The 24,774-nt window shown below is 49.6% G+C and carries 16 protein-coding genes; 10 read left to right on the top strand and 6 right to left on the bottom strand.

Going from position 1 to position 24,774, the window contains the following annotated elements:
* The 3 genes from KW844_RS13030 to KW844_RS13020 are packed head-to-tail and all read left to right on the top strand — an operon-like array spanning position 1 to position 5,158.
* Entirely contained in the window at positions 1 to 1,425 is a 1,425-nt protein-coding gene (locus KW844_RS13030) for a TlpA disulfide reductase family protein (protein WP_218377173.1), read from the top strand.
* A gap of 28 nt (positions 1,426 to 1,453) precedes the next feature.
* Positions 1,454 to 4,000: a M1 family aminopeptidase gene (locus KW844_RS13025; protein WP_218377172.1), complete on the top strand. Its 2,547-nt coding sequence runs from the start codon at positions 1,454 to 1,456 to the stop codon at positions 3,998 to 4,000.
* Between the two features lie 36 nt (positions 4,001 to 4,036).
* Positions 4,037 to 5,158, top strand: a complete 1,122-nt coding sequence (locus tag KW844_RS13020; RefSeq protein ID WP_218377171.1) for a TlpA disulfide reductase family protein — start codon at positions 4,037 to 4,039, stop codon at positions 5,156 to 5,158.
* A gap of 105 nt (positions 5,159 to 5,263) precedes the next feature.
* Here KW844_RS13020 and KW844_RS13015 read toward each other — a convergent pair whose 3' ends face one another.
* Positions 5,264 to 6,103 carry a metallophosphoesterase gene (locus KW844_RS13015; protein WP_218377170.1) on the bottom strand — a complete coding sequence of 280 codons (840 nt, stop codon included), beginning with the start codon at positions 6,101 to 6,103 and terminating at the stop codon, positions 5,264 to 5,266.
* A gap of 159 nt (positions 6,104 to 6,262) precedes the next feature.
* Between KW844_RS13015 and KW844_RS13010 the strand changes: the two genes are divergently transcribed.
* The 7 genes from KW844_RS13010 to KW844_RS12980 all read left to right on the top strand — a co-directional run bounded on the left by KW844_RS13010 (position 6,263) and on the right by KW844_RS12980 (position 16,862).
* Positions 6,263 to 7,504, top strand: a complete 1,242-nt coding sequence (locus KW844_RS13010; RefSeq protein ID WP_218377169.1) for a cation:dicarboxylate symporter family transporter — start codon at positions 6,263 to 6,265, stop codon at positions 7,502 to 7,504.
* A 260-nt stretch (positions 7,505 to 7,764) separates the two neighbouring features.
* Complete coding sequence (locus tag KW844_RS13005) at positions 7,765 to 8,586, top strand: alpha/beta fold hydrolase (protein ID WP_218377168.1); 822 nt, start codon at positions 7,765 to 7,767, stop codon at positions 8,584 to 8,586.
* Between the two features lie 381 nt (positions 8,587 to 8,967).
* Positions 8,968 to 12,588 carry a gliding motility-associated C-terminal domain-containing protein gene (locus KW844_RS29410; protein WP_218377167.1) on the top strand — a complete coding sequence of 1,207 codons (3,621 nt, stop codon included), beginning with the start codon at positions 8,968 to 8,970 and terminating at the stop codon, positions 12,586 to 12,588.
* A gap of 154 nt (positions 12,589 to 12,742) precedes the next feature.
* Entirely contained in the window at positions 12,743 to 13,099 is a 357-nt protein-coding gene (locus KW844_RS12995; RefSeq protein ID WP_218377166.1) for a hypothetical protein, read from the top strand.
* Between the two features lie 270 nt (positions 13,100 to 13,369).
* Positions 13,370 to 15,544, top strand: a complete 2,175-nt coding sequence (locus KW844_RS12990; protein ID WP_218377165.1) for a TonB-dependent receptor — start codon at positions 13,370 to 13,372, stop codon at positions 15,542 to 15,544.
* A gap of 104 nt (positions 15,545 to 15,648) precedes the next feature.
* Entirely contained in the window at positions 15,649 to 16,125 is a 477-nt protein-coding gene (locus KW844_RS12985; RefSeq protein WP_218377164.1) for a DUF4625 domain-containing protein, read from the top strand.
* A 29-nt stretch (positions 16,126 to 16,154) separates the two neighbouring features.
* The gene (locus KW844_RS12980; protein WP_218377163.1) at positions 16,155 to 16,862 is read left to right on the top strand and encodes a DUF4625 domain-containing protein; all 708 of its coding nucleotides are present in this window, start codon (positions 16,155 to 16,157) and stop codon (positions 16,860 to 16,862) included.
* A 101-nt stretch (positions 16,863 to 16,963) separates the two neighbouring features.
* Here the strand turns inward: KW844_RS12980 and KW844_RS12975 are convergent, their stop codons facing one another.
* Genes KW844_RS12975 through KW844_RS12955 form a run of 5 tightly spaced genes read right to left on the bottom strand, consistent with a single transcriptional unit; the run spans position 16,964 to position 24,773 of the window.
* Positions 16,964 to 17,881, bottom strand: coding sequence for a DUF5007 domain-containing protein (locus tag KW844_RS12975; RefSeq protein WP_218377162.1), 918 nt, complete (start codon positions 17,879 to 17,881; stop codon positions 16,964 to 16,966).
* Positions 17,882 to 17,898: 17 nt separating this feature from the next.
* The gene (locus KW844_RS12970; protein ID WP_218377161.1) at positions 17,899 to 18,567 is read right to left on the bottom strand and encodes a hypothetical protein; all 669 of its coding nucleotides are present in this window, start codon (positions 18,565 to 18,567) and stop codon (positions 17,899 to 17,901) included.
* 10 nt (positions 18,568 to 18,577) lie between these two features.
* Complete coding sequence (locus KW844_RS12965; RefSeq protein ID WP_218377160.1) at positions 18,578 to 20,038, bottom strand: RagB/SusD family nutrient uptake outer membrane protein; 1,461 nt, start codon at positions 20,036 to 20,038, stop codon at positions 18,578 to 18,580.
* A gap of 5 nt (positions 20,039 to 20,043) precedes the next feature.
* Positions 20,044 to 23,583 carry a SusC/RagA family TonB-linked outer membrane protein gene (locus KW844_RS12960; protein WP_218377159.1) on the bottom strand — a complete coding sequence of 1,180 codons (3,540 nt, stop codon included), beginning with the start codon at positions 23,581 to 23,583 and terminating at the stop codon, positions 20,044 to 20,046.
* A gap of 44 nt (positions 23,584 to 23,627) precedes the next feature.
* Positions 23,628 to 24,773, bottom strand: coding sequence for a FecR family protein (locus tag KW844_RS12955; RefSeq protein WP_218377158.1), 1,146 nt, complete (start codon positions 24,771 to 24,773; stop codon positions 23,628 to 23,630).
* Position 24,774: the final 1 nt, after the last annotated feature.

The following is a 24,774-nucleotide window of genomic DNA, read 5'->3' as shown; positions in this document are numbered from 1 at the left end:
ATGAGAGCAATAAGTCTTTCTCTGATGATGATGCTGGGCTGGAATAGCATGTATGCCACAGGCCCGGCAATGCCGGCAAAACTGCAATTACAGGTGACCGGTAACAAACCTTACGGCGGTCAGATACTGGTAAGTTATTTCGGTGGTAAGGAAACAGGTGTATTTAAAGATGAGAGCTATCGCATGGGCAATACGCCCAGCACATCCATTACCAGCACTTTTCCGGCAGTTACACAGGTGATCACGGTAAATGAGGTGGCCATGGTAGTTGAAGCCGGTGAAACGGTGTCAGTAGCATTAAGGTTGAAAGACAAATACACTGCCGCTCCAAAGGGCGTATTTACAGCCCTGTGGTCTGGAAAAAATGCAGCCAAACATGCTTTATTGTATAAAATTGATAGTATCTATCTGTCGGTAGATGTTAAAGCTGTCAACACAACGCAGCAGCTGGATCAGGCAATTAGTTCCTGTGAAAAAACTATCGCGCAGCTCATTGCGGACGCGAAAATTAGTAATCCTACCGTGCGTAATCTCGTGGATTTTCATGAAGATAAAGCCCGGATTCAATTAAAAAGTCGTTTTGCAGATGAACATGCGGCACTGAAAACTACAGCTGGTTTTGGTGACTGGTACCTCAAAGGTTTCAATATCGGTGATTCTGCCATCGCGGCAATTGGTAGTGAAAGCATTACCCGGGAGATCGTAAGTTTCTGGTGGGCCGGTCGCAAAATGCAGGACCCTACACTCAAAACTATCAATCAGGTAACTGAAATACTCACCACCTGCAAATCAGATGCGATGAAAGGAAAATCCGCCATCGCCTGGTTCGTGGTAGAAGGGCGCAACAATGGATTTTTCTCTGAAATGAAGCAGATTCATTCCATTGCAAAAGCATCACTGAAACCCAACAGTTCAGGTTACAAAACCACTGACTCCCTGTACAAAGCATATGCACAGCTGGAAGCAGGACTGCCTGCTTTTAACTTTGCCCTGAAAAACGAAAACGGTGACATTGTACGCCTGTCTGACTTCAAAGGTAAAATTGTGATCATCGACATCTGGGCGATGTGGTGCCATGGTTGCGTAGAAGGTTTGCCTTTCTTCCGTCAGCTGGCTGATTCCTATAAAGACAAAAACGATATCGTATTCCTCACCATCTGCTGGGAAGCACCAGACTCCGAAACCCAGGAAGAGTGGAAGCGTTTCAGCGTGAGAAAAAATATCAACGGGGTGAACAACCTGTTTTTATCCGCTGACAGGTCCGATCCTAAGGCACAGGAGTTCATGCTCCGCTATTGCCTCACTGCCATCACCCGCTGGGTAGCCATTGATCAGAAAGGTAATATACTGGATGGCCACCTGAACTATTCCAAAGATGAGAAGTTCGAACGCATTATTGCCAACGTCTATAAAATGAGAGATTAATTTTCTCAGTTATGCTAAACTATTTACTTTGAACAGCATATTTCCAAAACTGCTGACAGTAGCAGCCTTACTTGTGTGTAGCTCCGGCTACGCACAAGTAAAAAAGGATAGCAGTGTGAGTGCGCGCGAAGCCTTTTATGCGGTAAACCTGCCTGCTGCCAATGCGCAACGCACCGCTGATGGGAGACCAGGGCCAGGCTACTGGCAAAACCGCGCCGACTATGATATTCACGTCAGCTTCGATACCGCTGGCCGTAAACTAAGCGGCCGTGTTGATATCGCTTACCGCAATAACAGCCCGGCAGCGCTGGAGTATATCTGGCTCACCGTGATGCAGAACCGCTTCAAAGCTAATTCCCGCGTGGCCGCTACTACACCGGTCAGCGGTACCCGTTTTGGTGTACAGGAGTTTACGGAAGGCTGTAACATTCACGCCGTTAAATCCGCCGGTGGCAAACCGCTGGCTGTTGAAACTACGGATACCTATGTGAAAGTATTGCTGCCGGCGCTACTGGCTCCCGGGCAGCAGGTGAAGCTCAGCGTGGATTATGATTTTGTGCTGCCGGTAAACGGTTCTGATTATATGGGGGTGCTCAGTACGCCCACCGGCAAAGTGTATCAGTTTGGCGGATTGTTCCCACGTGTATGCGTATACGATGATTTACACGGCTGGAATGTATTTAATGCCGGTTACTACGTAGAACCGGGAAACCTGAATCTGTATTGTACACTGCCCGCTAATGTGGTGATGCAGGGTACGGGGCAGTTAATGAATCCGGAAGAGGTATTAACACCAGCTATCCTGAAACGTTATCAGGCTGCCTGGAAGAGTGATACTGTTGTAAAAATTATTACTTCCGCTGATACCATTCCTGCTTCATCCAACCAGGAAAAGCGGACCTGGCATTTTGCTTCGGACAATGCCGGTGACGGCCTCTGGGCCGTTTCTTCCGCTTATCTGTGGGATGCCGTAAAAGTGAACCTGCCGGGTAACCGTACCTCGCTGGCAATGGCGCTGTATCCGAAGGAAAGCCACCCGGAATGGTTTGGGATAACGGCGCATATGAAGCGTATACTTGAAACCTATTCCAGCTACCTGGAACCATATCCTTATAATACCTGCGTGAACCTTGCTGGTGGCATCACCGGCGTAGGCGGTCCCGGCGTGTCGGTAATTTATTACCAGCAAAGTTTTGGAAGCCCTACCACCTGGACAAAAACCAACCATGAACTTGGGCATACCTGGTTTAATATGATGGTGGCTGCGGATAGTCGCCACGGCTGGATGTGCGAAGGCCTCAACACCTTCATCAACTTCCTGAACTGTGAAAAGCTGAACGGCGCCCCCAGCTTTGAGTATACAGCAGGTATAAAATACCTGTCTGCATTCCCGCCGCTGCCACCGCTGAATACACCGGCATCCGCTATCACCGTAAAGGAAATGGCGATGCATATGTATATGAAACCCGCCATGGCACTGATGATGCTACGCAATGAAGTTGTTGGTAAAGCGCGGTTCGACAAAGCATTCAATAATTTTATACATGCCTGGAAGTTTAAACATCCTTCACCTTATGATTTCCTTAGAGCCATGGAAAACGGTACAGGTGAAGATCTCAGCTGGTGGTGGAACAGCTGGTTTTTGCAGGACTGGCGGGCAGATGTGGCCATCACGAAAGTGGATTACGTAAAAAATAATCCGGCAAACGGCGTGGATATCACGATAGAAAACAGGGATAAGATGCCTGTGCCGGTGATCGTGGAAGTGCGGGAGTTTAATGGGAAGGTATCCCGGCAAACATTGCCGGTACAGGTATGGCAACAGAATAATGTTTTTGCATTCCATTATCCCTCTACCTCCGCCGTTACTTCAGTTACCATTGATCCGGATGGAGTGATACCCGACCGTAACCGGGCAAACAACCGCTGGAAAGGCACAGGGGCTACCGGATTGGTGCCGCCCGGACTTACAGCCGCCAGGGTGATAGATAATTACCTGGCAGCCATAGGAGGGAAGCAGCAGCTGGAGCAGCTTACAAAGGCAGCTGTGAGGTATACTTCAGCAGATACCGCGGCCCTGAGTTTTGCCAGGCAGTGGAGTGTCGACAGCAGCCGGCTTAGTCTCGAAATGAATGCCCTTCACAGTGAACTGGCCACGCTGACAGTAGTGCCAAAAGGTGTACAGCTGTCGATGTTCGGTCAGCAAAGGCATTATGCCCCTGCTGAAGCGCAGCAGTTGTTGTTAAACGCTGCATTTATTCCGGAACTACATTTCTTTGATACTACGTGTAAGGCTACACTGTTACCAAAAACGGTAAACATAAACGGTATGGATGCCTATGTGGTGCGGCTGGAAGCTCCCCGTGGCGGATGGCTGTACTATTATTCCGTGGCGGATGGCCTCAAAATAAAGGAGCAGCCGGACAATGACATGCCAGCACAGCAGCTTTTTTACAATAACCTGGAGTTCGCGGGTTATCAGTCCTACAAGGGTATCCGGTGGCCAACATCGATCCTGTTTGGTGTTCCCGGCGACGAACCAATTACAATGCAACTGAAACAAATATCTCTGTAAAAAAATATTTCTGACTCAATATTAAAACCAAAAGCTATGAATAGAATTTTCCTGGGGCTTGCGTTAATGGCTGGTTTGTCAGCGAGTGCGCAGCAAAAGAAAATGCTGGAACTGGATGTAAAAATTAAAGGGCTGATCAACGGTGATATCGTTCAGTTATGGGGGCCACTCACCAGTACCATTGATACCGCCTATGTGAAAGATGATCATTTTCATTATTCACTGGATATGAGTAAAGGTGGAAGTACTTATATCCTGCAGGTAGGTAACAGGGGAAAGGAATCTGAGGGAACATTTTTGTACCTGGAAGCCGGTACTATGAACATCACCGGCAACGGCCCGTATTTTCAGAATGCGACCTATACAGGTAGTCAGTTTGTAACTGACTGGATGGATATCAATGATACCGTGTTAAAGGGAGATTCATTGTTGTCGGAGAAAGATGCAGCGCAGCAGCGTATGATTGCTGCCACCCAAATCGGTGACCAGGAAGCGAAAGATGAAGCGTATGCAGAATATCAACGTTTGCAGCAAAAAGATGTGGAAGCAAGTTTGGCATGGCTGAAGAAGCACCCTAACTCAGGAGCGGGTTCATACCTGATCAATGCATACCTGGCACAGGGTATGGGCAAAAAGGAACTGGTGGACCTGATCGAAAGCCTGGGGCCGAACCTTAGAAACACCTTTACCATAAATAAAATGATGACCGGTACCATTGGTGGCGGCAGCGCTATGGCTGATTTACTGAACAAGCCTGCACCTGCCTTTAAGCTGAGTAATGCTGCTGGAAAACCTGTGTCGCTGGCCGATTTCAAAGGTAAATATGTAGTGCTGGACTTCTGGGCAAGCTGGTGTAAGCCTTGCAGAGCAGCTATTCCGGAGCTGACCAGTGTATATAACCAATACAAGAGCAAAGGCCTGGAAGTGCTATCTGTTTCCCTGGACGATAAAAAAGACAAATGGCTACAGGCACTGGACGAAGAGAAAATGGCCTGGCCACAGGTATCTGACCTGAAAGGCGGCGCCGGTGAAGTGCCAACGCAATACGGCGTGGTGGCTATTCCTGCCTGCTTCCTGATTGACCCTTCCGGAAAGGTGATTATGCTGGGTGCCAGCGGAGAACGCTTGAAGCAGAAACTGGCTGAGTTAATGAAATAAATTCCACCTACTCATAAGCAAGAGAGCAAGCCGGCCCTTTGGGGCCGGCTTTGTTAATGTAAGGAGTTAATTCAAACGACCACGACTATACGATCCGGAACAGGCTTATGCCTGCCGCTTTCCGGCTTTAATATTCATAAGCTGATGTTGCTCATTGAAATCAAACGCCAGTGTGCCTTTCAGTTGAGCGTTGCCGCTGGTGTGGCCAAGCATTACTTCACTTTTTTCCTTGTTGCGCAGGATGCGTAAGCTGCTGTTATAGCCATGGTGGTGGCCACCGGCAATGAAATTTATCCCGTTGGAATCATTTGCCAGTAGGTAGTTGGATACTTTGCCAGGCGTGGGGTCAAAGCCGAGATGAGAGAGGCAGATTACTACCTGGCAGCCCTGCTCCCGGAGGCGCTTTGCTGCTGCATTGGCCGCAGCCACCGGATCAGTAACGGTAACGCCGCTGATACCCGGCAGGGCAGGGCCTACACCGGTGATACCAATTTTGAGTAAACCTTTGCGTACAATTACTTCCTGTTTCACCAGACTGCCCAGCTGTGCGTCCGCAAAACGGTAGTTACAATTTACCAGGGCGAAATTCATGGCGGGGATCAGCGCAGCCAGTGCAGCGGGGCCGTTGGCAAGTTCCCGGTTGCCAATTGTGGCAGCGTGGTAGCCGGCTTTATTCATCGCCTCAATAAGCCGGAAATGGCTGGCTGGATCATTACTGCCGTCTGTAAAGTCGCCGGCATCCACCAGCAAATCACCAGGGAGTCCATTGTCCTTAAATATAGCGCCATGCATATCGTTGGTGTAATGGACCCTAAATTGGGTGCTGTCGCCTTCAAGGTGAATAGTGGCAGTACTGGAAGATGCAAATGCTCGTACGGGGGATTTAAATAATAGCAACCCCGCTGCCAGCGAGGTGTTTCGGAGAAAACTACGTCGTGTATTCATTAGGTATAAGAATAGTGCTACCGATAAAGATAGACATACTTATCTAGAGTGCAAAGGAGACAACCGTATTTACCGCAAAAATGCCGCATTCGTGTTATTTAGTTTTTAGTTCCGTGGAAATGTTGTTTATTGAGCCTTTTTTCAAAATTTAGTAGGACTATGCCGCCGGAAATAACCGCCCACACAGCATCTGGGACCGTTCCCAGGAGCTGGATTTTTCGCCTGATTACCAATCTGACCTTCTGGGTATTGATTGCCATTATTGCTGCCGTGCTGCTGGGCGTGCAGGCGCCGGCAACTGCCGTGAAAATGGAAATCATCGGGAAAACATTCATTGACATCATCAAACTGTTTATTGCACCTATCATATTTCTCACCATTGTGTTGGGTATCAGCGGCATGGATAGTCTGAAAAAGGTAGGCCGCATTGGTGTGAAATCCCTGTTGTATTTCGAAGTAGTGAGTACCTTATCGCTCGCCATTGGCGTAGGCATGGCTTTGCTGTTAAAACCCGGGCATATCAACCGGGAAGGGTTGCAAATGCAGAGTGCTGCCAAATATACTTCCGCAGCGGAAAAAGGATTTAGCTGGCTGGATTTTTTCATGAGCAATCTTACCTTGCAGGTATTGCTGGCCGCCATTGTTATTGGAGTGGCCTTAAACTATAGCCGTTATCGCTGGCAGGTGATTGAGTGGTTAGGGAAGATATCAAAGGTTGTTTTTACGGCCCTTAAGTACGTGATGTACCTGGCGCCACTCGGCGCTTTCGGAGGGATGGCGTATACAGTGGGGAAGTTTGGATTGCATACCCTGGTACCACTGGCTAAGCTGATGGGTACTGTTTATTTAACCATGATCATTTTTGTGGTGGTAGTATTGGGAAGCATTCTTCGCTATTACAAAATGAGCATCTTCAAATTTCTAAGATACATCCGTGAGGAGCTGCTGCTGGTACTCGGTACCTCTTCTTCCGAATCGGCGTTGCCCTCCATTATGCAGAAACTTGAAAAAATGGGTTGCAGTAAATCAGTAGTGGGACTGGTGATTCCAACAGGTTATTCCTTTAACCTCGACGGTACTTCTATTTACTTATCCATGTCAGTAATTTTTATTGCGCAGTTGTACGATGTGCATCTGGGCATGATGGAACTACTCAGCATCATCGGTATTTTGATGATCACTTCCAAAGGTGCTGCTGGTGTAACAGGCAGTGGATTTATTGTACTGGCATCTACTTTAACAGCCTTACACAAAATCCCCGTGGAAGGATTGGCTTTCCTGCTGGGCATCGACAAATTTATGAGCGAGGCGAGGGCGCTGACTAATATTGTTGGCAATGGTGTAGCTACCATTGTGGTGGCAAAAAGCGAAAATGAGTTTATGGAAACACCGGCTTCATAATTATTTAATAAATGACATTTGCCGGCACCTCCGGTGCCGGTGGGTGGTTCCGCGCATTGCGCGGTAGTGAATTTATACATCAGGATTCCGGGTTTATACAACAAAGCATAGGCCTTTGCCCTTAGCTGCTTCCCGGCAAAAAAAATCGCGAAAAAACCTTACCTCCTACGAACACAATCAAAACGTCATTTGTTGGGCTAATTGGGAACCATATAACACCCATGTGGGTAGATATTCTAAACCAATTAAATAGTCAAACAATGAGCAAGATTACAGTACAAGACGGTACCGAAATTTATTACAAAGACTGGGGCACCGGTCAACCTATCGTATTCCATCATGGCTGGCCTTTATCCGCTGACGACTGGGATGCACAAATGTATTTCTTCCTGGAGCAGGGCTACCGTGTAATTGCGCACGACAGACGTGGCCACGGCAGATCCACTCAAACCGAGGTAGGTCATGATATGGATACCTATGCAGCGGATGTATTTGAGCTGGTGAAAGCACTGGACCTGAAAGATGCCATTCACGTAGGTCACTCTACCGGTGGTGGTGAAGTAATCCGTTATGTAAACAAGTATGGTAAAGGACGTGCAGCAAGAGCGGTACTGATCAGTGCTGTGCCGCCGGTGATGGTAAAAAGCGCCAGCAATCCGGGTGGTGTTGATATCTCCGTATTTGATGATATTAGAAAAAATACTGCTGAAAATCGTGCTCAGTTTTATATAGACCTTACTATGCCTTTCTATGGTTACAACCGCGAAGGGGCGGATGTAAAAGAAGGTATCAGAAGAAACTGGTGGCGCCAGGGTATGATGGGCTCCATCAAAGCACATTACGATTGTATCAAGGCGTTTTCAGAAACTGACTTTACCGAAGACCTGAAAAACGTGGATGTACCAGTGTTGGTGATGCACGGTACCGATGACCAGATCGTACCTTACGATAACGCAGGTCCTAAGTCAGCCGCACTGGCTAAAAACGGTAAGCTGATTTCTTATCCGGGCTTCCCGCATGGTATGCCTACCACAGAAGCAGCTACCATCAATAAGGATCTCCTTGCCTGGCTGAAGTCATAGGCATCACTCCAACGGGTGATAGCCAATAATAATTGCGTTCACTTGCTTATGATAGATTTAAAGCGCTGCGTTGCCGGTTGGTGACGCAGCGCTTTCTTTTAGCAATGGGTCGTGCATGGACAATCTGCACGTTCCTGTTTTTCCTGGTTGCGCGGGAACCCTCCCGCGCAACCAGGAATCCTTTGATGGCTGCAGGCCATCAAAGGATTCCTGACTAATTTTGTTCCCCTTGAATATTATTACTTAAATTTACGAAAGAGACGGCCCCATTATTAAACAACCTCAGATGTTATGAGATTAAAGGTATCTCGTAGACTTTTATTATTTGTTTGCCTCTTACTTTCATACATATGTAGTGCAGCGCAGGATAAGCTTTATGTGGTGAACGGGAATGATCTTGGTTATGTGGATATGGCGGATTATACCTATCACAAGATAGTAACCCTACCTATCGTTTTCACTGACCTGGCGAATACTCCGGATGGAAAGTTTTACGGATTGGACGATGCATCCATTTATGAAATTAACGTAACGGATGGTACCTGTACCCCGGTACCCATTGGGACACACCCTACGTTTACCTATGGTAACTCCATGGTGAGCGACAGGGAGGGCAACCTGTTTGTTGCCGGCAGCGCTGACTATCTCCATAAAATAAATCTGAAAACAGGTGAAGTAACCCAGGTAGGACTCATGGGATATGCGCCCGGTGGCGACCTTTGCTTCAGCGATGGGAAACTGTATATGGTGACCCACGACAGCGAATTGCTGGAAATCACACTCGATGCCACCCGCAGCACCATCGTATCTACCCGGTTGATCGGTAAACTGACCGTAAAAGGGCAGGTGTATAGTATCGGCACCAACCAGTATGGAATTTGTTACCTCATCAGTACCATCGGTGAGCTGGCAATTATTGACCTGGAGGATGCTGCCACCTATGTCATCAGCAACGATATCAAAGGTGGACTGAAAGAAGTAAATGGGATCGCTATACTGAATGAAGGCGCCAACGATAAAGACATTGAAATTTGCGGCAATGGCATCGATGATGACAAGAACGGTTATGTGGATGATAACGACCTGGCCTGTCGCATGAAGCGCGGCGTGTGTACTACGGAGAGTAAAGAAATTTTCCGGGAAGACTTTGGTACCGGCGGTGGCTATGGCAGCGCTGTGCCGGGCCTGCAGGTGGGAGCGTATACCTTTTCCAATACTGCACCACTGCAGGAAGGCCAATATACTGTAGTGGATAATCCACGTACCGCCATCGGCAACAATACCTGGAAGCAGATGCCGGATTACAGCGGCCAGCCTGGCGGCCGTATGATGGTGATCAACGGGTCTTTTTTTCCGGGAGAGATTTACCGCAAACTGATCGGCAGCTTATGCGATCAACAACAATACTCCCTGTCGGTAAAAGCCTGCTCCGTTATCTCGCCGGAGCTTACCTGTGGGGAAAATACGACCCCTATTCCTTCGCGGATCCGCTTCCGGATTGAGGATGGCAGTGGGAACATATTGGGGCAATTATCAGAGAGATATATACCACCGGATGATAACCCCAACGGTACCTGGAAAGATTATGGCCTGATCTTCACCCTTCCTGCCGGCATAACCACGATACAACTGGTACTGCTCAACGATGCCCCTGGTGGCTGCGGCAATGATATGGCAATCGACAATATAGTGCTCAGTACCTGCCTGGTGGAGCAATCGGTAAAAGTTAACAATGGCAATAGCCTGAGTGCCTGTACAAATGAACCAGCCACCTTTACCGCTGATATGACCGGCTCGGCTATCAGTAATCCGCTCTTTACCTGGCAGAAATTTGATGCAACCACCTCCCGTTGGGTGGATGTAAGCGCCACCACGGTACCTTCCTATAGCATTCCACATATCACCCAGGCCGACGCCGGGCAATACCGCGTTATGATAAGGGAAAACACCAGTGCCGCCTGTTTTAAACAGGCCGTATCACAACCGGTAGTACTCACGGTGAAAGCGCTGCCGGAAGTACAGGTAACAGCAGCGATTACGGTATGTATGGGTGAAGCCTTACAGTTAAATGCGACCACCGCTGCGGGTAATACCCTCAGCTGGACGGATGCCAAAGGAACTGCCTACAACGGCGCTTCGCCGGTAGTAGCCACTGCGGCCACGGCGCAGCAGGCAGGCGTATACACGGTACGCGTTACGGCGACGGATAATTGTGTAAATACGGCTACGTCCACTGTAACAGTGCGGGACCGGCAGGCCTACGCATTCAGCCTGCCCGCGCAGCCCATATGTGTGGGAGCTACCCTTCAGGCCACCGTAGCCACAGGGCCTGTCATTGCCGGTTACGAATGGAGTACCGATGCCGCCGGCACTATCATCGGCCAAAATACTGCCACCCCCACAATTAGCTGGAATACACCGGGCACGCATACACTCACTTTAAAAGCAACGGGAAACTGTTTGCAGTTGCTGCCGGTAAGCCAGCAAGCCACGGTAGTAGCAGCTTCGCAGCCAGGGCAACTGAGCTTTAAAACGCCGGTATGTGTGGGCGAAGCAGTAGCAGTGACATTGAGCGGTCAGTCGGCCGGCACCATCACCTGGGACTTATCCGGCAATCCTGCCATGCAGGGAACTGGCACGCCACTTACTGCCACCTGGGCCACCCCCGGGCGCTACACCATAAAATATACCGTCAATGGCTCCTGCGGCCAAACTACCGGAACTGCCGATATAGAAGTAACCAGCATGCCGGTGGTACAGGTAACACCCGCCATCCAAATATGTAATGGGGAAAGTCTGCAACTAAAAGCCACCGCCGGTGCCGGCGCCACTTTCCTCTGGACAGATACCAAAGGGAACACTTTTACCGGCGCTTCGCCGGTAGTGACCACTGCGGCCACGGCGCAGCAGGCAGGGGTATATACTGTGAAAGTTTCGGCGGGCGCCAATTGTACCGCCACTGCGCAATCAACGGTGACCGTGCAGGAAAGAACTGCTTATTCCTTTAGCATACCTCCGCAAAGCATTTGTGTAGGAACGCCTGTTACAGCCACTGTTGCCACCGGACCCACCATTACCGGTTACGAGTGGAGTACCGATAACGCCGGTACCATCATCGGCCAAAATACTGCTACGCCCACTGTACAGTGGAATACACCGGGTACGCATACACTGACCCTGAAAGCCACTGGGAATTGTTTACAGCTGGCCTCCGTACAACAACAAGCTACCGTAGTGGCTACCGGCCAGGTAGGGCAGCTGAATTATAAGCCGCTGGCTTGTATGGGTGATCCGGTGACGTTTACGGTGAGTAATCAGTCGGCCGGTGATATCACCTGGAATTTTTCCGGCAACCCTGTAACGCAGGGGAATGGCACTCCTTTCACTGCCACCTGGGCGTCGCCGGGGCAATATACGATCAGCTATACGGTAAAGGGAAATTGCGGCCAGGCCACGGCTGCTGTCAGAACCATAGAGGTAGGAGGGATGCCAGCGGTTACACTCGCAAAAGATACCACGCTTTGCCGCGGCGTGCAGCTGTTGCTGCAACCAACGTACAGCAACGATGTTACGGGCTTCAGCTGGCAGAACGGAAATTTCAGTACTGATCCTATCTCAGTTGCCAATGAGGCAGGCACCTACACCGTGGTAGTGCAGAATAAATATGGGTGTCGCGCCAGCGATGCTATTACCGTAAAATATGGCAGTTGCGGCTGCGACGTATACATGCCTAATGCTTTTACGCCTAATGGCGACGGGAAGAATGATATTTTTAAGCCGCTTGTATATTGTACCACGCGCATGTTTCGCTTTAATGTATATAATCGCTGGGGGCAGTTGGTTTTCAGTACTAACAAACCTGGTGATGGCTGGAATGGCAGTTTAAATAATTCCGGAAGTCGTAAAGCGGATGCCGGTACTTATGTGTGGGTGCTGGAATATGAAGGTGCGGATAATCCGGTAGCGGTCCGGAAAACAGGTGCAGTAACATTGTTGCAGTAGGAGTTAGGGAGATGTGAGTGTTGTGGTGGAGCGCTTGAAGGAAATAACGTATCGCAGTTGTTAGGGCGTGAGTGCCCTGGTGTCCATAAAGATTTAATCTTTATTTTTTTATATTTTCCTTGGATCGTTGCAGGTATTTACTATTTTTGCAACGATGTTTCATTTAATTATAAATAGGAAAAAGTCGCTCCGGGCCTTTACGGCCGGGCTGCTGCTGGCATTGTTCAGCATCAGCCAGGTGCCTGCACAGTGGCTTCATGGCTGCTTCTCCAGTCATGAGCATTCCTGTTCGGATGGCGTACATAGTGAGCAGACCAGGCTCACCAAAACGCAGATTAAATGTCATTGTTCCCATGTGGTGCACCATGATACACCTTACCTGGTGTGGACTGTTTCCGGCGGAAATAGTGAGGTGGCCTACCATACATCACTTTATAACAATTACCTGCATGCCTTCACCTATGCGGCGCCCAGGTATTTCTTCTCTATTCAGGGGCCTCCTGAAATGTAATGTTCCATTTATTTTTGTAGCGGATGTGGAATGAATTGCCATGCCTCGTAGAGACGCAATGCTTGCGTCTCCTCGGGTCAATCTACTCCATAACTTCCGCGGTTATCAATGCTGATAAAGGATTTTCTGGTAGATTTTAGCGAAGAACCCAGTGTAGAGACGCAAGCATTGCGTCTCTACACTAGGAAAACTGTTTCCGGATCGCAATAATCATTTGATGAAACCATATCAAACGTGATGCAGGAATTTAATCAATAGTCTGTTTATAGTATGCGAATTATAATTGTCTGTATGCTGCTGGCGGCATGGAGTAGCCCTGTGCATGCCCAAAAAGTGGTGGCAAAAGATACGTTGACGGGTGTAACCGTTACAGGAAATCATACGGAGCGCCGTATTAAAGAAAGTGCGCTGCCGATGGAGATCGTAAACCGGGAATACATCCGTCGTAATATGGGCGGCAGTTTGATGAAGTCGCTCGAAAAGCTGCCTGGTATTAAATCCATAGGCATTGGCTCGGGCAACTCCAAGCCGCTGATTCGCGGACTTGGCTTTAACCAGGTAGTGGTGGCGGAGCATGGGATCAAACACGAAGGGCAGCAGTGGGGGGCGGATCATGGATTGGAGATTGACCAGTTCAACGCAGGGCAGATAGAGATTGTAAAAGGTCCGGCTGCATTTCTGTTTGGTGCGGATGCGATTGGTGGTGCTATTGATATCAAGTCGCCGGCCCCGCCCTCGGTGCATACCTATGGCGGCTCCCTGGATCTCACCGGAAAATCAAATAACCAACAGCTGGCTATATCCGCACAGGCTTTTGTGCGCACGAATAAATGGTTCATGACTGCCCGCGTAACGGCCACCGATTATGGCGATTACCGCGTGCCGGCAGATACGGTTTATGTATACAGTTTTGCCGCGCCATTGCATAACCACCAGGTGCGTAATACCGCAGGGCGGGAGCGCAATGCGCACCTCAGTACCGGCTGGATAGGTAAGCATGCGGCCACCACTTTTTATGGCAGCATCGTGTATAACAAATCCGGTTTCTTCGCCAACGCGCATGGGCTGGAGCCGCGCCGTGTGGATACGGAGCTGCATGATCGTTCATCCAGGGATATAGAGCTGCCCTCGCAGGAAGTAACGCATTACAAACTCGTTAACAAAACTACTTTTCATATAGGCCCACATCAATTGCTATGGCAATCCGGCTACCAACAAAACTTCCGGCAGGAGTGGAACAACTATGTAAATCATGGTTATATGCCGCCGGTGTACCCGGAGAGCATGCCCACCCCGCAAACACTGGAACGGCAGTACGATAAAACAGTATGGAATACCGCGCTGAGCGACTACTGGCAGCTGGGGCGGCATGAGCTGCGCTATGGCGGTGAAATTTCGTATCAGCGTAACCGTATCAACGGATGGAGTTTTCTGATACCGGCTTTTTCACAGTTGCAGGCAGGTTTCTACGCCTATAATAAGTTCGCGGTCACAGATGATTTGCTGCTGCACGGCGCCCTGCGCTATGATGCCGGAAAGATCGATATCGCTGCTTATAACGATTGGTTCACCTCTCCCATTATCAATGGAAAAGATACCAGCCACGTGTACTTATCACGTGCCGCGGAGGCTATCCGCCGATTTTCGAGTGTTAACTGGTCGTTCGGGGTCAGCTACCAGCCCGGCCAGCTGGTGCTGAAAGCCAATATGGGCAGTAGTTTCCGCATGCCTATTGCCAAGGAGCTGGGGGCAAACGGTGTCAACTATCACTATTTCAGGTATGAGCGGGGAGACATCAACCTTTCGCCGGAACGCAGCTACCAGCTGGATCTGGGCATCGGGTGGAATGCGCAACAATGGTCGGTACAACTGACGCCGTATTTCAATTATTTCTCCAATTACATCTACCTCAATCCCACGGCGGAGCACGACTACCAATATGGTGCGGGCAACCAGGTATTCTATTATGCACAAAGTAAGGTAGGGAGATACGGAGCTGAACTACAGGCACAGTACAAGTTATGGGAACGTTTACAGCTGGCCCTGGCGGCCGAATACCTGTACAATCGGCAGTTGTCGGGCAGCAAGAAAGGGTATACGTTACCATTTACGCCGCCGCCATCGGCGCTGTTTTCGGCCACATATGCCTTTAGCAGACATACCTGGGCCGGAGTGGATTACCGGATCACCGCTGCGCAGCGCCGGATAGTGCCACCAGAGCGGACTACACCGGGCTACCAATTGCTGGGTCTCAGTGCCGGTACGCAGTTGCATATCAAAGGGCAGCCTTTGCAACTGAACCTGCAGGTGCAAAATTTACTGAACAATAACTATCTCGACCATACCAGTTTCTACCGCCTGATTGCGCTGCCGGAGGCAGGAAGGAATATTGTGCTGTCGCTTAGTATACCCGTTACCGTTAGTAAAACCGAAAAGGCTATCTGACGCATCTTTACCATCTCCCGAAAAAAGAATATCCGTTACCGTTAGTGCCCGAAAAGGCTATCTGACGGCAGCTTTAACATCTCCCGAAAAAAAATAAAACCAATATGAAACGTACACGATTGTATTACGCGTTGCTGTTACTGACAGCGGTATCACTTTACTCCTGTAGCAAGGACGATCAGCAAACCGATACTACCTATCCGGAAATAGACCTGGGCATATCAGGCGCTTTTCCGCAACAATGCAGCATTATGGAACGAGGCAAGATTTTCACCTTCCGTGCAAGGTTTACCGACAATATGGCATTAGGATCTTACAGCCTGGATATACACCACAACTTCGACCATCACACGCACAGCACGGAGGTGAAAGTTTGTGAAGAAGAGGCGGTGAAAGGCGCGGTAAAACCCATGCTTTACATTAAGGACTTTGCTATTCCCGCCGGAACCAGCGACTACACAGCAACGGCGGAAATTGATGTGCCGGCGGACGTAGACCCCGGCGACTACCATTTCCTGATCCGCCTGACGGACAAGGAAGGCTGGCAAACGCTCAAGGGCATCAGCATAAAAATTATCTAATTCATTATTCATTTAAAAATTCAACTATCATGAAATTATCCCTCGGAAAAATCGGGATGGTGCTGGCTATGTCGGCCGGTTTATTCGCTTGTTCCAAAAAAGATGAGGTGGCGCCTAAAGCTACTATTACGTTAAAGGAAATCGGCAGTGGTAACAGTAAGGTAGCCTATGCCGGCAGCGACCTGCATGTGGATGCTGAAATTATTGCCCCTGGCGGTATTAAGGAAGTAAAACTGGATATTCATCCGCAGGAAGCCGGTGGCTGGGAGTTCGACTCCACCTATACGGAAGGCTTCGTCGGTGTGAAAAATGCAGACTTTCATAAACATATCGATATCCCTGCCGAAGCGGCTGCCGGTAAATATCATATACACCTCACCGTTATAGATCAGCATGGTCAGCAAACGGAAGTGGAATCGGACCTGGAAATTAAAATAGATGCTACATTGCCTTCCCTGGCTAGTTTGGAGCTGAAATTAAATACAGCTAAAACCGATTTACATGTAGGGGGAGATATTTCTGCACCTAATAAAATTGCCAGCGTTACGGTGGAAATCCATGGTGGCTGGGAGTACGAAGTAACGTACACCGATGCAGCTATGGTAGGCCAAACTACTTATCATTTACATAAGCATGTGAATGTAAGTGCGGCGCCGGCAGGGCATTATCATGTGCATGTGAAGGTAGTGGATCAGCGTGGGAAGGAGCGGGAGTTTGAAGAGCATTTTGATAAATAATTAACCGGGAGATTTTCTGCTCCCGGTTAATTTGGGGGTTGTTGCGTGCAACAACCCTTTTTTTGTTGCTGTGCCACCGGCACAGCTATATGGTGCATTGGCTATTTATAGTTTAATTTTATCCGGATCGTCCACATTCCTTCTTTACGTATAGCGAAAGCAAACCAGAAGTTGAAATACGCGCCGTTGATATCTCCGTTGTTATACATATCGATGGTAAGCGATTTTCCGGCCACATATGGTAGCGGAAAATTGGCTACTTCCAGTTCCAGGTGGTCCGGAAATGCAGTGTATTTCGTAGGGTTTTCCAATCCCAGGTTATGCCAGTCTTTCAGATCCGGAACGCCGGGAGTAGTGGAATAATCATACCCGAAAAGTTTTTCAGGATCTACCGGGTTGTTATTCTTGTCCACAAAGTAGACTTCGATTTTTTTACCGGTAAGGCTGTTTCTTTTAAAACTTACTTCAATCCCTGTCAGGTTCCCATCTATCCCCTGGAAGGTGTAGGCATAGTCCAGCGCATACGAGATATTAATGGTAAGCGCATTTTTTATAACCATTTCGCCTCCTGAATTTTTTACCCGGATATCAAAGGTGTATTTACCCTTAGGCATTTGCAGCGTATCAAATTCGGGATAGATGACGATGGAGCCGTTAACAGGATTGATATCGATCCCGGGACGTTCTACCACATCGCGTTTAGTATCTATTTCCTTGGCTGTTTTTTCCTTTTCTGTATAGGCAGCATGCCACCAGTTGGTTTTTAACTTGTAGTCCATCAATGACTGCAGGATTTTCCCGTCTTCGGAGCGGATTGCCTCGATAGAAAAGGTGAGTGGCTTGCTGGATTCGTCCGTTACCATGGCACCTGTTACGATGAGGGTGCCGCCAATGCCCGCATTGATGGTTGGATTCGTGTATTTAATAGCCGGACTCAGGAATCCGTCTGTTTTATCTTTCGAGCAGGACAGGGCCAGGAGTATAAAGGCCAGTATCCCGTAGTTTAAAATATGTTTCATCGTACAATGATTTTAGGTTATCTGTAATATCGCTGTTTAAGGCCGGCGGCAAAGCTGGCGCCGTTTTTCAGCACATGCACCACGGCGTTGGCGGTCATAAGGTTATGTGTTTGGATACCGCCGGTATAGCGTACGGAGTCTACCCCTGGAATTTTCACGTGCGTATACTCGATATAGAACGCGGAAGTAGGCAGGGAGCTACCTGGTTGGATGCCACCACCTTTTCCATAGAGGAAGAGGCTATCGCCATTCTCTGCTTTGTAGAACATCTCTTTATCCGTTACTGCTTTTTCCAGGGTAATTTTTGCGTTCGGGATAATGAACCGGCCCAGGAGGAAGCGCAGCGTATCCTTTCCGATGGCGGAGAGGGGGCGTGGTGTTTGTTTGTCGTCCGGCGTGAAGTTCATTTGTAGTCTTTGCACGGCAGAATTTGGTGCAGCAAAGAAGGTGATGTTGTTCTGGTTTACCAATGCTTTGGCATCCAGGAGGTCGATGATTTTCACGAGGGAGTCGAACATATGGTTGGACCGGCTGGTGAGGAAATCATAAACCGGCATGCTCATTTCTTCGCGGGACTGGCCTGACAGGCCACCGTCTACATAGTAGTCGTTTTTGCGGCAGGCTGGCAGCGCCAGTACGACTACTAACAGGCATGCATATATTTTCAGGAAGATATTATTGGTCATGGTGCGTTGATTATTTCCAGAAATCATTCTGGGTGATGACGAAATTGGATTTGGCGATGATCGTTTGGCTGATAGGTAGCAGCCATGCGCCTTTCTCGTACCAGTCGGCCTGTTTGATGCGGGTATCCTTATCAATTTTCCTGTTTCTTACCAGGTCGAAGAAGTATTGGCCTTCACCAAGCAGTTCTTTTTTACGTTCCAGGAGGATGGTATCCTGGATGTTGCCGCCGCCGGTATATTCCGGTGCGTTGGCGCGGCGTCGTACGCGGTTGAGGAGCTCGGCTGCTTCTGCGTTGCGGTTGATACCGTTGGAAGCGAGGGCTTCTGCGCGTAACAGCAGGATATCCGCCAGGCGGGTAATGATGATATTGGATTCATTAATATTTTGGGAAGACGTATCGCCTTTCAGCTGCAGGGTTCTGTACTTGCCAAGAAACACGCGGTCTTCGTTTTTACCCTGGAGGTAGGTTTCATATATAAACCAGGTGGCTATACGATCATCTTTCACGCCAGGTGTAAACATATTGTTGATCTGATCGCGGTGAGGGGTGAGGAGGTATCTGTCGCTACCGCCGCCACCGTCGCTATAATCGCTGTACCATGGTCTGCCCAGTGTTCTGTTAAACACGCGGTTTTTCTGCACTTCCCTGGTATTCACATCGAAGTTGAGTTCGAAGATACCTTCGGTGGATTTGCCGATGAAGATGTTGATGAGCGTAGCGGTGGGCACCAGGCTGTAAGGGCCGGCGGTGATTACGCTGTCGCAATATTTTTCGCTGGTGGCGTAATCGTGGTTCCAGGCCAGCACATGTGCTTTGATGGCCCAGGCAGCACCTTTGGTGGCGCGTACGGCTGCATCACCATCTGCATATTTTATGTCCAGGCTGTTGATGGCTATGTCGAGGTCGGCATTGATTTGTTTGAACACTTCCGCTTGCGGCGCACGCGCAATATTTTCGATATTGATGGCCTGGAGGTTTAAGGGCACATCGCCCCAGAAGCGCACCAGGTAGAAGTAGGTGAGGGCTCTGATGAAGCTGGCCTCACCGATGTGGCGGCGACGTGTTTTTTCGTCGTAGATTTTTATTTGCTGTATGCGTTCCAGCACGAGGTTGCACTGTGCTACCACGGTGTAAAACTGGTTCCAGTTCCCTCCGTCGTTATTGAGTAACGCTGCGGCTGTGTTTTGCGGGATGGGTGTTTCCACTCTCACGTTCTGCACATCCGAGTAACTGGTGAACAGGTTGGCGCGTACATCTCCCATTAAAAAAACTTTATCAGGAACAACAGCGCGCAGGTAAGAGTAGGCCGAGGCGATGGCCTTTTCCACATCAGCGGAAGAGGTGATAGCGTTATCGGCGGTGGGTAATTCAATGATTTGCGGGTCCAGGATTTTTTTACAGGAGAAGAGGGTGGCTGCGATGATCAGCGCATATATAATCCTGTATTTCCGGAATGAGAATAGCTGCATAGTAATTAGAATTCGAAGTTAAAGCCCAGGTTGAATTTGTACGGAATCGGATAGCCGTTACCGAGGTCATAGCCGTAAGAGTCCACGTTTTCAGGATCTACGCCGGTGTATTTGGTGAGGATGAAAACGTTGCTCATGCCACCGTATACACGCAGTTTACGGATATGTGCCCTGCTCAGTACTGCCGGAGAGAAATCGTATGACAGGTTGATGTTATTGAGCCTGATAAAGCTGCCATCTTCCAGAAACAGGTCCGTATTGGTTTCATAGTTACCGATGAAGTCGTAGCTGGACAAACCGTAGTATCTCCACGGATTGAGTACCGGATATTTAGCGTTGGTATGTTCAGGTGTCCAGAAGTCGAGGTCAGAAACATCGAGGAGGTTGCGTTGTCCGCCCGGATAGTTTACGTTTTCGCTGGCGGTCCAGCTAACTGCTTTGATACGGTCGGCCAGCACTTTATTGAACACCTTAGCGCCTACGGAGTAGTTGAAGAACAGGTCCAGTTGTACCACGGCGTTGTTTTTAAACCGGTAGCTGAAGGTATGGGCGAAGCTGCCGCTGAATTTAGGATTCGGATCACCGCTGTATACTCTATCGCTGTTATCCATTACGCCTATACGACCATCGCCGTTCACGTCCAGCAGTTTAATATCGCCGGCGCGGTAAGGGTCCTGGGAGGTAAAGCCGCTGGTGTTGGGATAGAGTTTCATGCCGGTATATTTATTTACAGGCACTTCATCATCCGTGGCATATACGCCGAGGTACTTCATGAGGTAGAAGCCGTTGAGCGGGCGGCCTATCTGCAGGTAGGGCTGGCCAACCGCATAACCGGAGCGGGACACGGAGCGGCCGAAGTCGGGCAGTTTCGTGAGCTCATTGCGGTTGATGGCGCCGATGAAGGTGGCAGAATATTGGAAATTTTTATTTGGTTTGGTGATATAGGCGGTGATGGCTGCTTCGTAGCCGTAGTTGCGAACGGAGCCGCTGTTGACATAGCGGGAAGAATAGCCGCTGGTACCATTAAGTGCATCCGGGAAGAGGAAGCCATCCGTATTTTTATTGTAATAATCGAGGGCCATGGTGATTCTGCTGTTGAAGAATTCCAGGTCCAGCCCGATGCCCTGGTCTTTGGTAGTTTGCCAGGTAAGATTAGGGAGGGCGATACCGTTACCACCGGCGTAGTTAGGCGCCAGCAGTGGGATGCCGTTATAGGTGGCGTTATCGCCGCTTTTGGTGAGGTAGGCACCTACTGCCAGGTAGTTATCTTCGTACTGCGTACCTGATTTGCCTGTGCTGGCACGGATTTTACCGAAGTTGAGGATGTTGCCCAGTCTTTTATTCAGGAAGTTTTCTTCTGTAAACACCCATCCGGCGGACACGGAGGGGAAGTAGCCCCATTGGTTGTCCTTACCGAATTTGGAGGAACCATCTGCACGGACAACGCCCTGGAGGAGGTATCGTTTTTTATAGTTGTAGGAGAGTCGGGAGTAATAGGATAAAAGGCCGTATTTGAGGTTGTGTGTTTCCAGCTTCAGGTTGGCCTGCGGGTAGCCGAGGATCACCTGTTGCGCATCGCTGGGGCCGCCGGTGGCAGCGCCGTAGATGTTATTGTTTTCGCTGGTATTGATGGTATTACCTACGGTGAGGTCGAACGAGTGTTGGGAAGGAAAAGTATGGTAGAGGCGAAGGAATGTTTCGCTCAGCAGGTTTACTTTTTCCTGGGAGTAGTAGGAGGCGGCTGCTTTAGCGTCGCTGCGGGTGCCGCTGGGCTCAAAGGTGCGGGTACGGTAAAACTCGTAGTTGCCGGAAGCGCGGGAGGTGAGGTTGAGGAATTTAAAGATATCGTAGCTCACTTCCAGTTGTGCGAGGCCTCGGCGGGTAAGGTCGAGGTTTACTCCTTTGCTGTAGGAATCGAGGAAGGTGTCGAAATAACCACTTGCAGGACCCGGGCGGAAGGAGGAGGAGAAGTTGTTGCCCACAACGGCGGCGTTATAGGTGTCGCCACGTTTCTGGCTGGCGTCTGTCTGACTCAGGTTAGCCCTTCCCGTTATGGTGAGTTTGGAGGTAGGTTTAAATATACCATTATAAGTCAGGGAGAAGCGGGAGAAGCCGGAGCCCAGTACAATCCCTTTTTCTTTGTAGTAGTCTACGCCCACGCGGTAGCTGGCATTTTCAGTAGCGCCGCTGATGCCGAGGTTGACATTTTTAATATCTGCATCGCGGAAGTAGAGTTTTTGCCAGTCGGTGGAGTTGTTATAGAATCCGTTGAGACTATCTGTTAGTTCGATGGGCATGTCGGTAGCGCCGCCACCTACTTTAGCAGATTTGTACTGGTTGTACAGTGCGATTTTGAAGTTGCGTTCAGCGGCGCCGCCCAGTGTTTTACGGAGGCTGGGGTAGTAGCTGAGGCCGTATTGCGTATTTAACGTTACGATAGGCTTGCCGATTTTACCGCGTTTGGTGTTGATGATGATTACGCCGTTGGCGCCTCTGGAGCCGTAGATAGCGGTGGCAGAAGCGTCTTTGAGGACTTCTACTGATTCGAGGTCGAAGGGGCTGAAACCTGCGAGTATGCTGGTGATGGCTTGTCGCGGGTCGGAAGGGTTGAACACATCCTGTTCCAGTGGTACCCCATCGATGATAAAGAGCGGGGTACTAACTACGCCGGAGTTGGCGGAGTTGGAGAAGGAGGCGAGGCCACGGATTTGTACCATGCTGCGACCGCCGGGCATACCCGAGTTGTTTTGCACGAGCAGGCCGGGAGCGAGACCCTGGAGCAGGCCTTCGATGGAGCCGCTGGGTTTATTCTGCAGTTGCGAACCTTTGATGGTGGAAATGGCAGAAGTAGTTTCTCTTCTTTTTTGTGTACCGTAACCAACGGAGATGTTTACTTCCTGTAATTGGGAGGAGGAGGGTTGCAGGGTGATGAGCAGGTTTTGGGTATTGCTGCGCACGAGCTGGCTCCTGTTTTCTCTGTTGGGTACTGAGAGCGTACCATTATCCAGTTTCAGCAGTAATGGGTTAAAGCCGATGGAGGAGATGACGATGGAGGCGTTGTCCGGTACGTTTTGCAGGTTAAAGTAGCCGTCAGCGTTAGCCGTGCTGCCGAGGCGGGTGCCCTGTACGGTAACGCTGGCGCCTATCACCGGTTGATTGTCCGGGCTGAGGATGCGACCGATGAGGGTGATGGTAGCCTGGTTGATGGCAGTAGGGCTGGTGATGGTAACGATTTTATCCGATACTTCGTAGGTAAAGGGTTGCCCTTTGAATACCTCAGAGAGGGCCTGTTGGAAGGAGGCGTCTTTGAGGTCGATGGTTACCGGCAATGCGTTTTTGGTGAACCGGGCGTCGAATACGAATGAGTAGCCGGTTTGGGAGCGGATGGAAGCCAGGACCTGGTCCAGTCGCGCATCGTGTACTTTCAGATCTACCTTTTGTGAGTAGGCTGAAGCGGCGGAGGCCAGTGATTGTACGGCTGACAGTACGAAACAGCAGGCATAGCGTTTCCAATGGCCCAGCATGTGGCCATGTTGAATTTTCATGATAATAGCGGTTTATAAGGGTGATTGGTTGATAATCTCCTGTCTTATTGCTCTATTGATAAGCGGTTATTATTCAGACTGAATTTTATGTTACTTGTTTTTTCAATTGCTCTTAATAGTACAGGGAGTGGTGTACTCCTTGGTAGTTGGCCGTAAAGTCGGGCTTCCGGTAATGATGCATAATCTATTTCGATATCGTACCAGCGTTCCAGTTGGTGTGCCACGGAGGAGATATCGGTGTCTGAGAAGTAGAACAGGTCGGACATCCAGGCGACATCTTCTTTTGTGTCCACTTTTCTGATGTGGAGCTGGTGGTTGTTCAGGGTAGCCTGTTGGCCGGGTTTCAGCATTGTTGGTGGCTGCTGTTGTGGCTGAACGAGGATGCTACCTTGCAGCAGTGTTGTTTTTACATACGCTTCATCGTGATAGGCTTTAACGTTAAATGATGTGCCGAGAACGGTAATTGTTTGGTTGTCCAGGATTACTTCGAACGGGTGTTGTGCCTGCTGCGCCACTTCAAAATAGGCTTCGCCGGTGAGTGTTACCTGTCGGGAGTCCCCGAATGTGGTAGGGTACTTCAGGCTGCTGGCGGCGTTGAGCCATACTTTGGTACCGTCGGGCAGTTCGAGTTTGAATTGTCGCCCGCGTGGGGTGGTGAGTGTATTGAACACTATTTCCCCTGTGGCGGTGGCGTTGCCGGTATAGGCCAGTGTGCCTTTGTCGGACTGCACTGCGGTGGCGCCGTTGTCATCAATCACTTTGTGGTGGTGCAGCGTATCGAGCGTAACCTGTTTTCCGTTTGACAGGGTGAGCACGACGGCGGCGGACTTAGGTGATGCTGCAGCGATGGTTTTGGTAGCCGGTGGTTGTAAAAGAACATACTGTCGGTATCCCAAAACGATGGCTGCAAACGTGATACTGGCGGCGGCCCAAAGCACGTAAGGTTTTATGCGGGTCACCTTTTTTTCCGGTTGTTTAGCGAGGATCCGTTGCAGCATGGCGTTGGTATCGTCGGTGGTAAACACGGCCGGGTCGGCGGCGGTCAGCGTAGGAAGCTTTTCAAAATAGAGTCTGTACTGGCTTTCGTTGGCAGGATCTGCGAGTAAAGCGTGCAGTTCCTGGTACTCTGCTTCGGTACAGGTGCGGTTGATTGCTTTTTTGAACAGTATTTCCAGGCGTTTGTCGTTCATT

It is taken from the genome of Chitinophaga sp. sic0106, assembly GCF_019219075.1.
Classification (GTDB): Bacteria; Bacteroidota; Bacteroidia; order Chitinophagales; family Chitinophagaceae; genus Chitinophaga.
Note: the sequence above shows the minus strand (reverse complement) of the source record. Positions and strands in the feature narration are given on the sequence as shown.

What these genes read in the sequence shown, in the direction of transcription:
- KW844_RS13030 (WP_218377173.1), top strand. Translation starts at nt 1, where the DNA reads ATGAGAGCAATAAGTCTTTCTCTGATGATGATGCTGGGCTGGAATAGC.
- KW844_RS13020 (WP_218377171.1), top strand. Translation starts at nt 4,037, where the DNA reads ATGAATAGAATTTTCCTGGGGCTTGCGTTAATGGCTGGTTTGTCAGCG.
- KW844_RS13015 (WP_218377170.1), bottom strand. Translation starts at nt 6,103, where the DNA reads ATGAATACACGACGTAGTTTTCTCCGAAACACCTCGCTGGCAGCGGGG.
- KW844_RS13010 (WP_218377169.1), top strand. Translation starts at nt 6,263, where the DNA reads ATGCCGCCGGAAATAACCGCCCACACAGCATCTGGGACCGTTCCCAGG.
- KW844_RS13005 (WP_218377168.1), top strand. Translation starts at nt 7,765, where the DNA reads ATGAGCAAGATTACAGTACAAGACGGTACCGAAATTTATTACAAAGAC.
- KW844_RS12995 (WP_218377166.1), top strand. Translation starts at nt 12,743, where the DNA reads ATGTTTCATTTAATTATAAATAGGAAAAAGTCGCTCCGGGCCTTTACG.
- KW844_RS12990 (WP_218377165.1), top strand. Translation starts at nt 13,370, where the DNA reads ATGCGAATTATAATTGTCTGTATGCTGCTGGCGGCATGGAGTAGCCCT.
- KW844_RS12985 (WP_218377164.1), top strand. Translation starts at nt 15,649, where the DNA reads ATGAAACGTACACGATTGTATTACGCGTTGCTGTTACTGACAGCGGTA.
- KW844_RS12980 (WP_218377163.1), top strand. Translation starts at nt 16,155, where the DNA reads ATGAAATTATCCCTCGGAAAAATCGGGATGGTGCTGGCTATGTCGGCC.
- KW844_RS12975 (WP_218377162.1), bottom strand. Translation starts at nt 17,881, where the DNA reads ATGAAACATATTTTAAACTACGGGATACTGGCCTTTATACTCCTGGCC.
- KW844_RS12970 (WP_218377161.1), bottom strand. Translation starts at nt 18,567, where the DNA reads ATGACCAATAATATCTTCCTGAAAATATATGCATGCCTGTTAGTAGTC.
- KW844_RS12965 (WP_218377160.1), bottom strand. Translation starts at nt 20,038, where the DNA reads ATGCAGCTATTCTCATTCCGGAAATACAGGATTATATATGCGCTGATC.
- KW844_RS12960 (WP_218377159.1), bottom strand. Translation starts at nt 23,583, where the DNA reads ATGAAAATTCAACATGGCCACATGCTGGGCCATTGGAAACGCTATGCC.
- KW844_RS12955 (WP_218377158.1), bottom strand. Translation starts at nt 24,773, where the DNA reads ATGAACGACAAACGCCTGGAAATACTGTTCAAAAAAGCAATCAACCGC.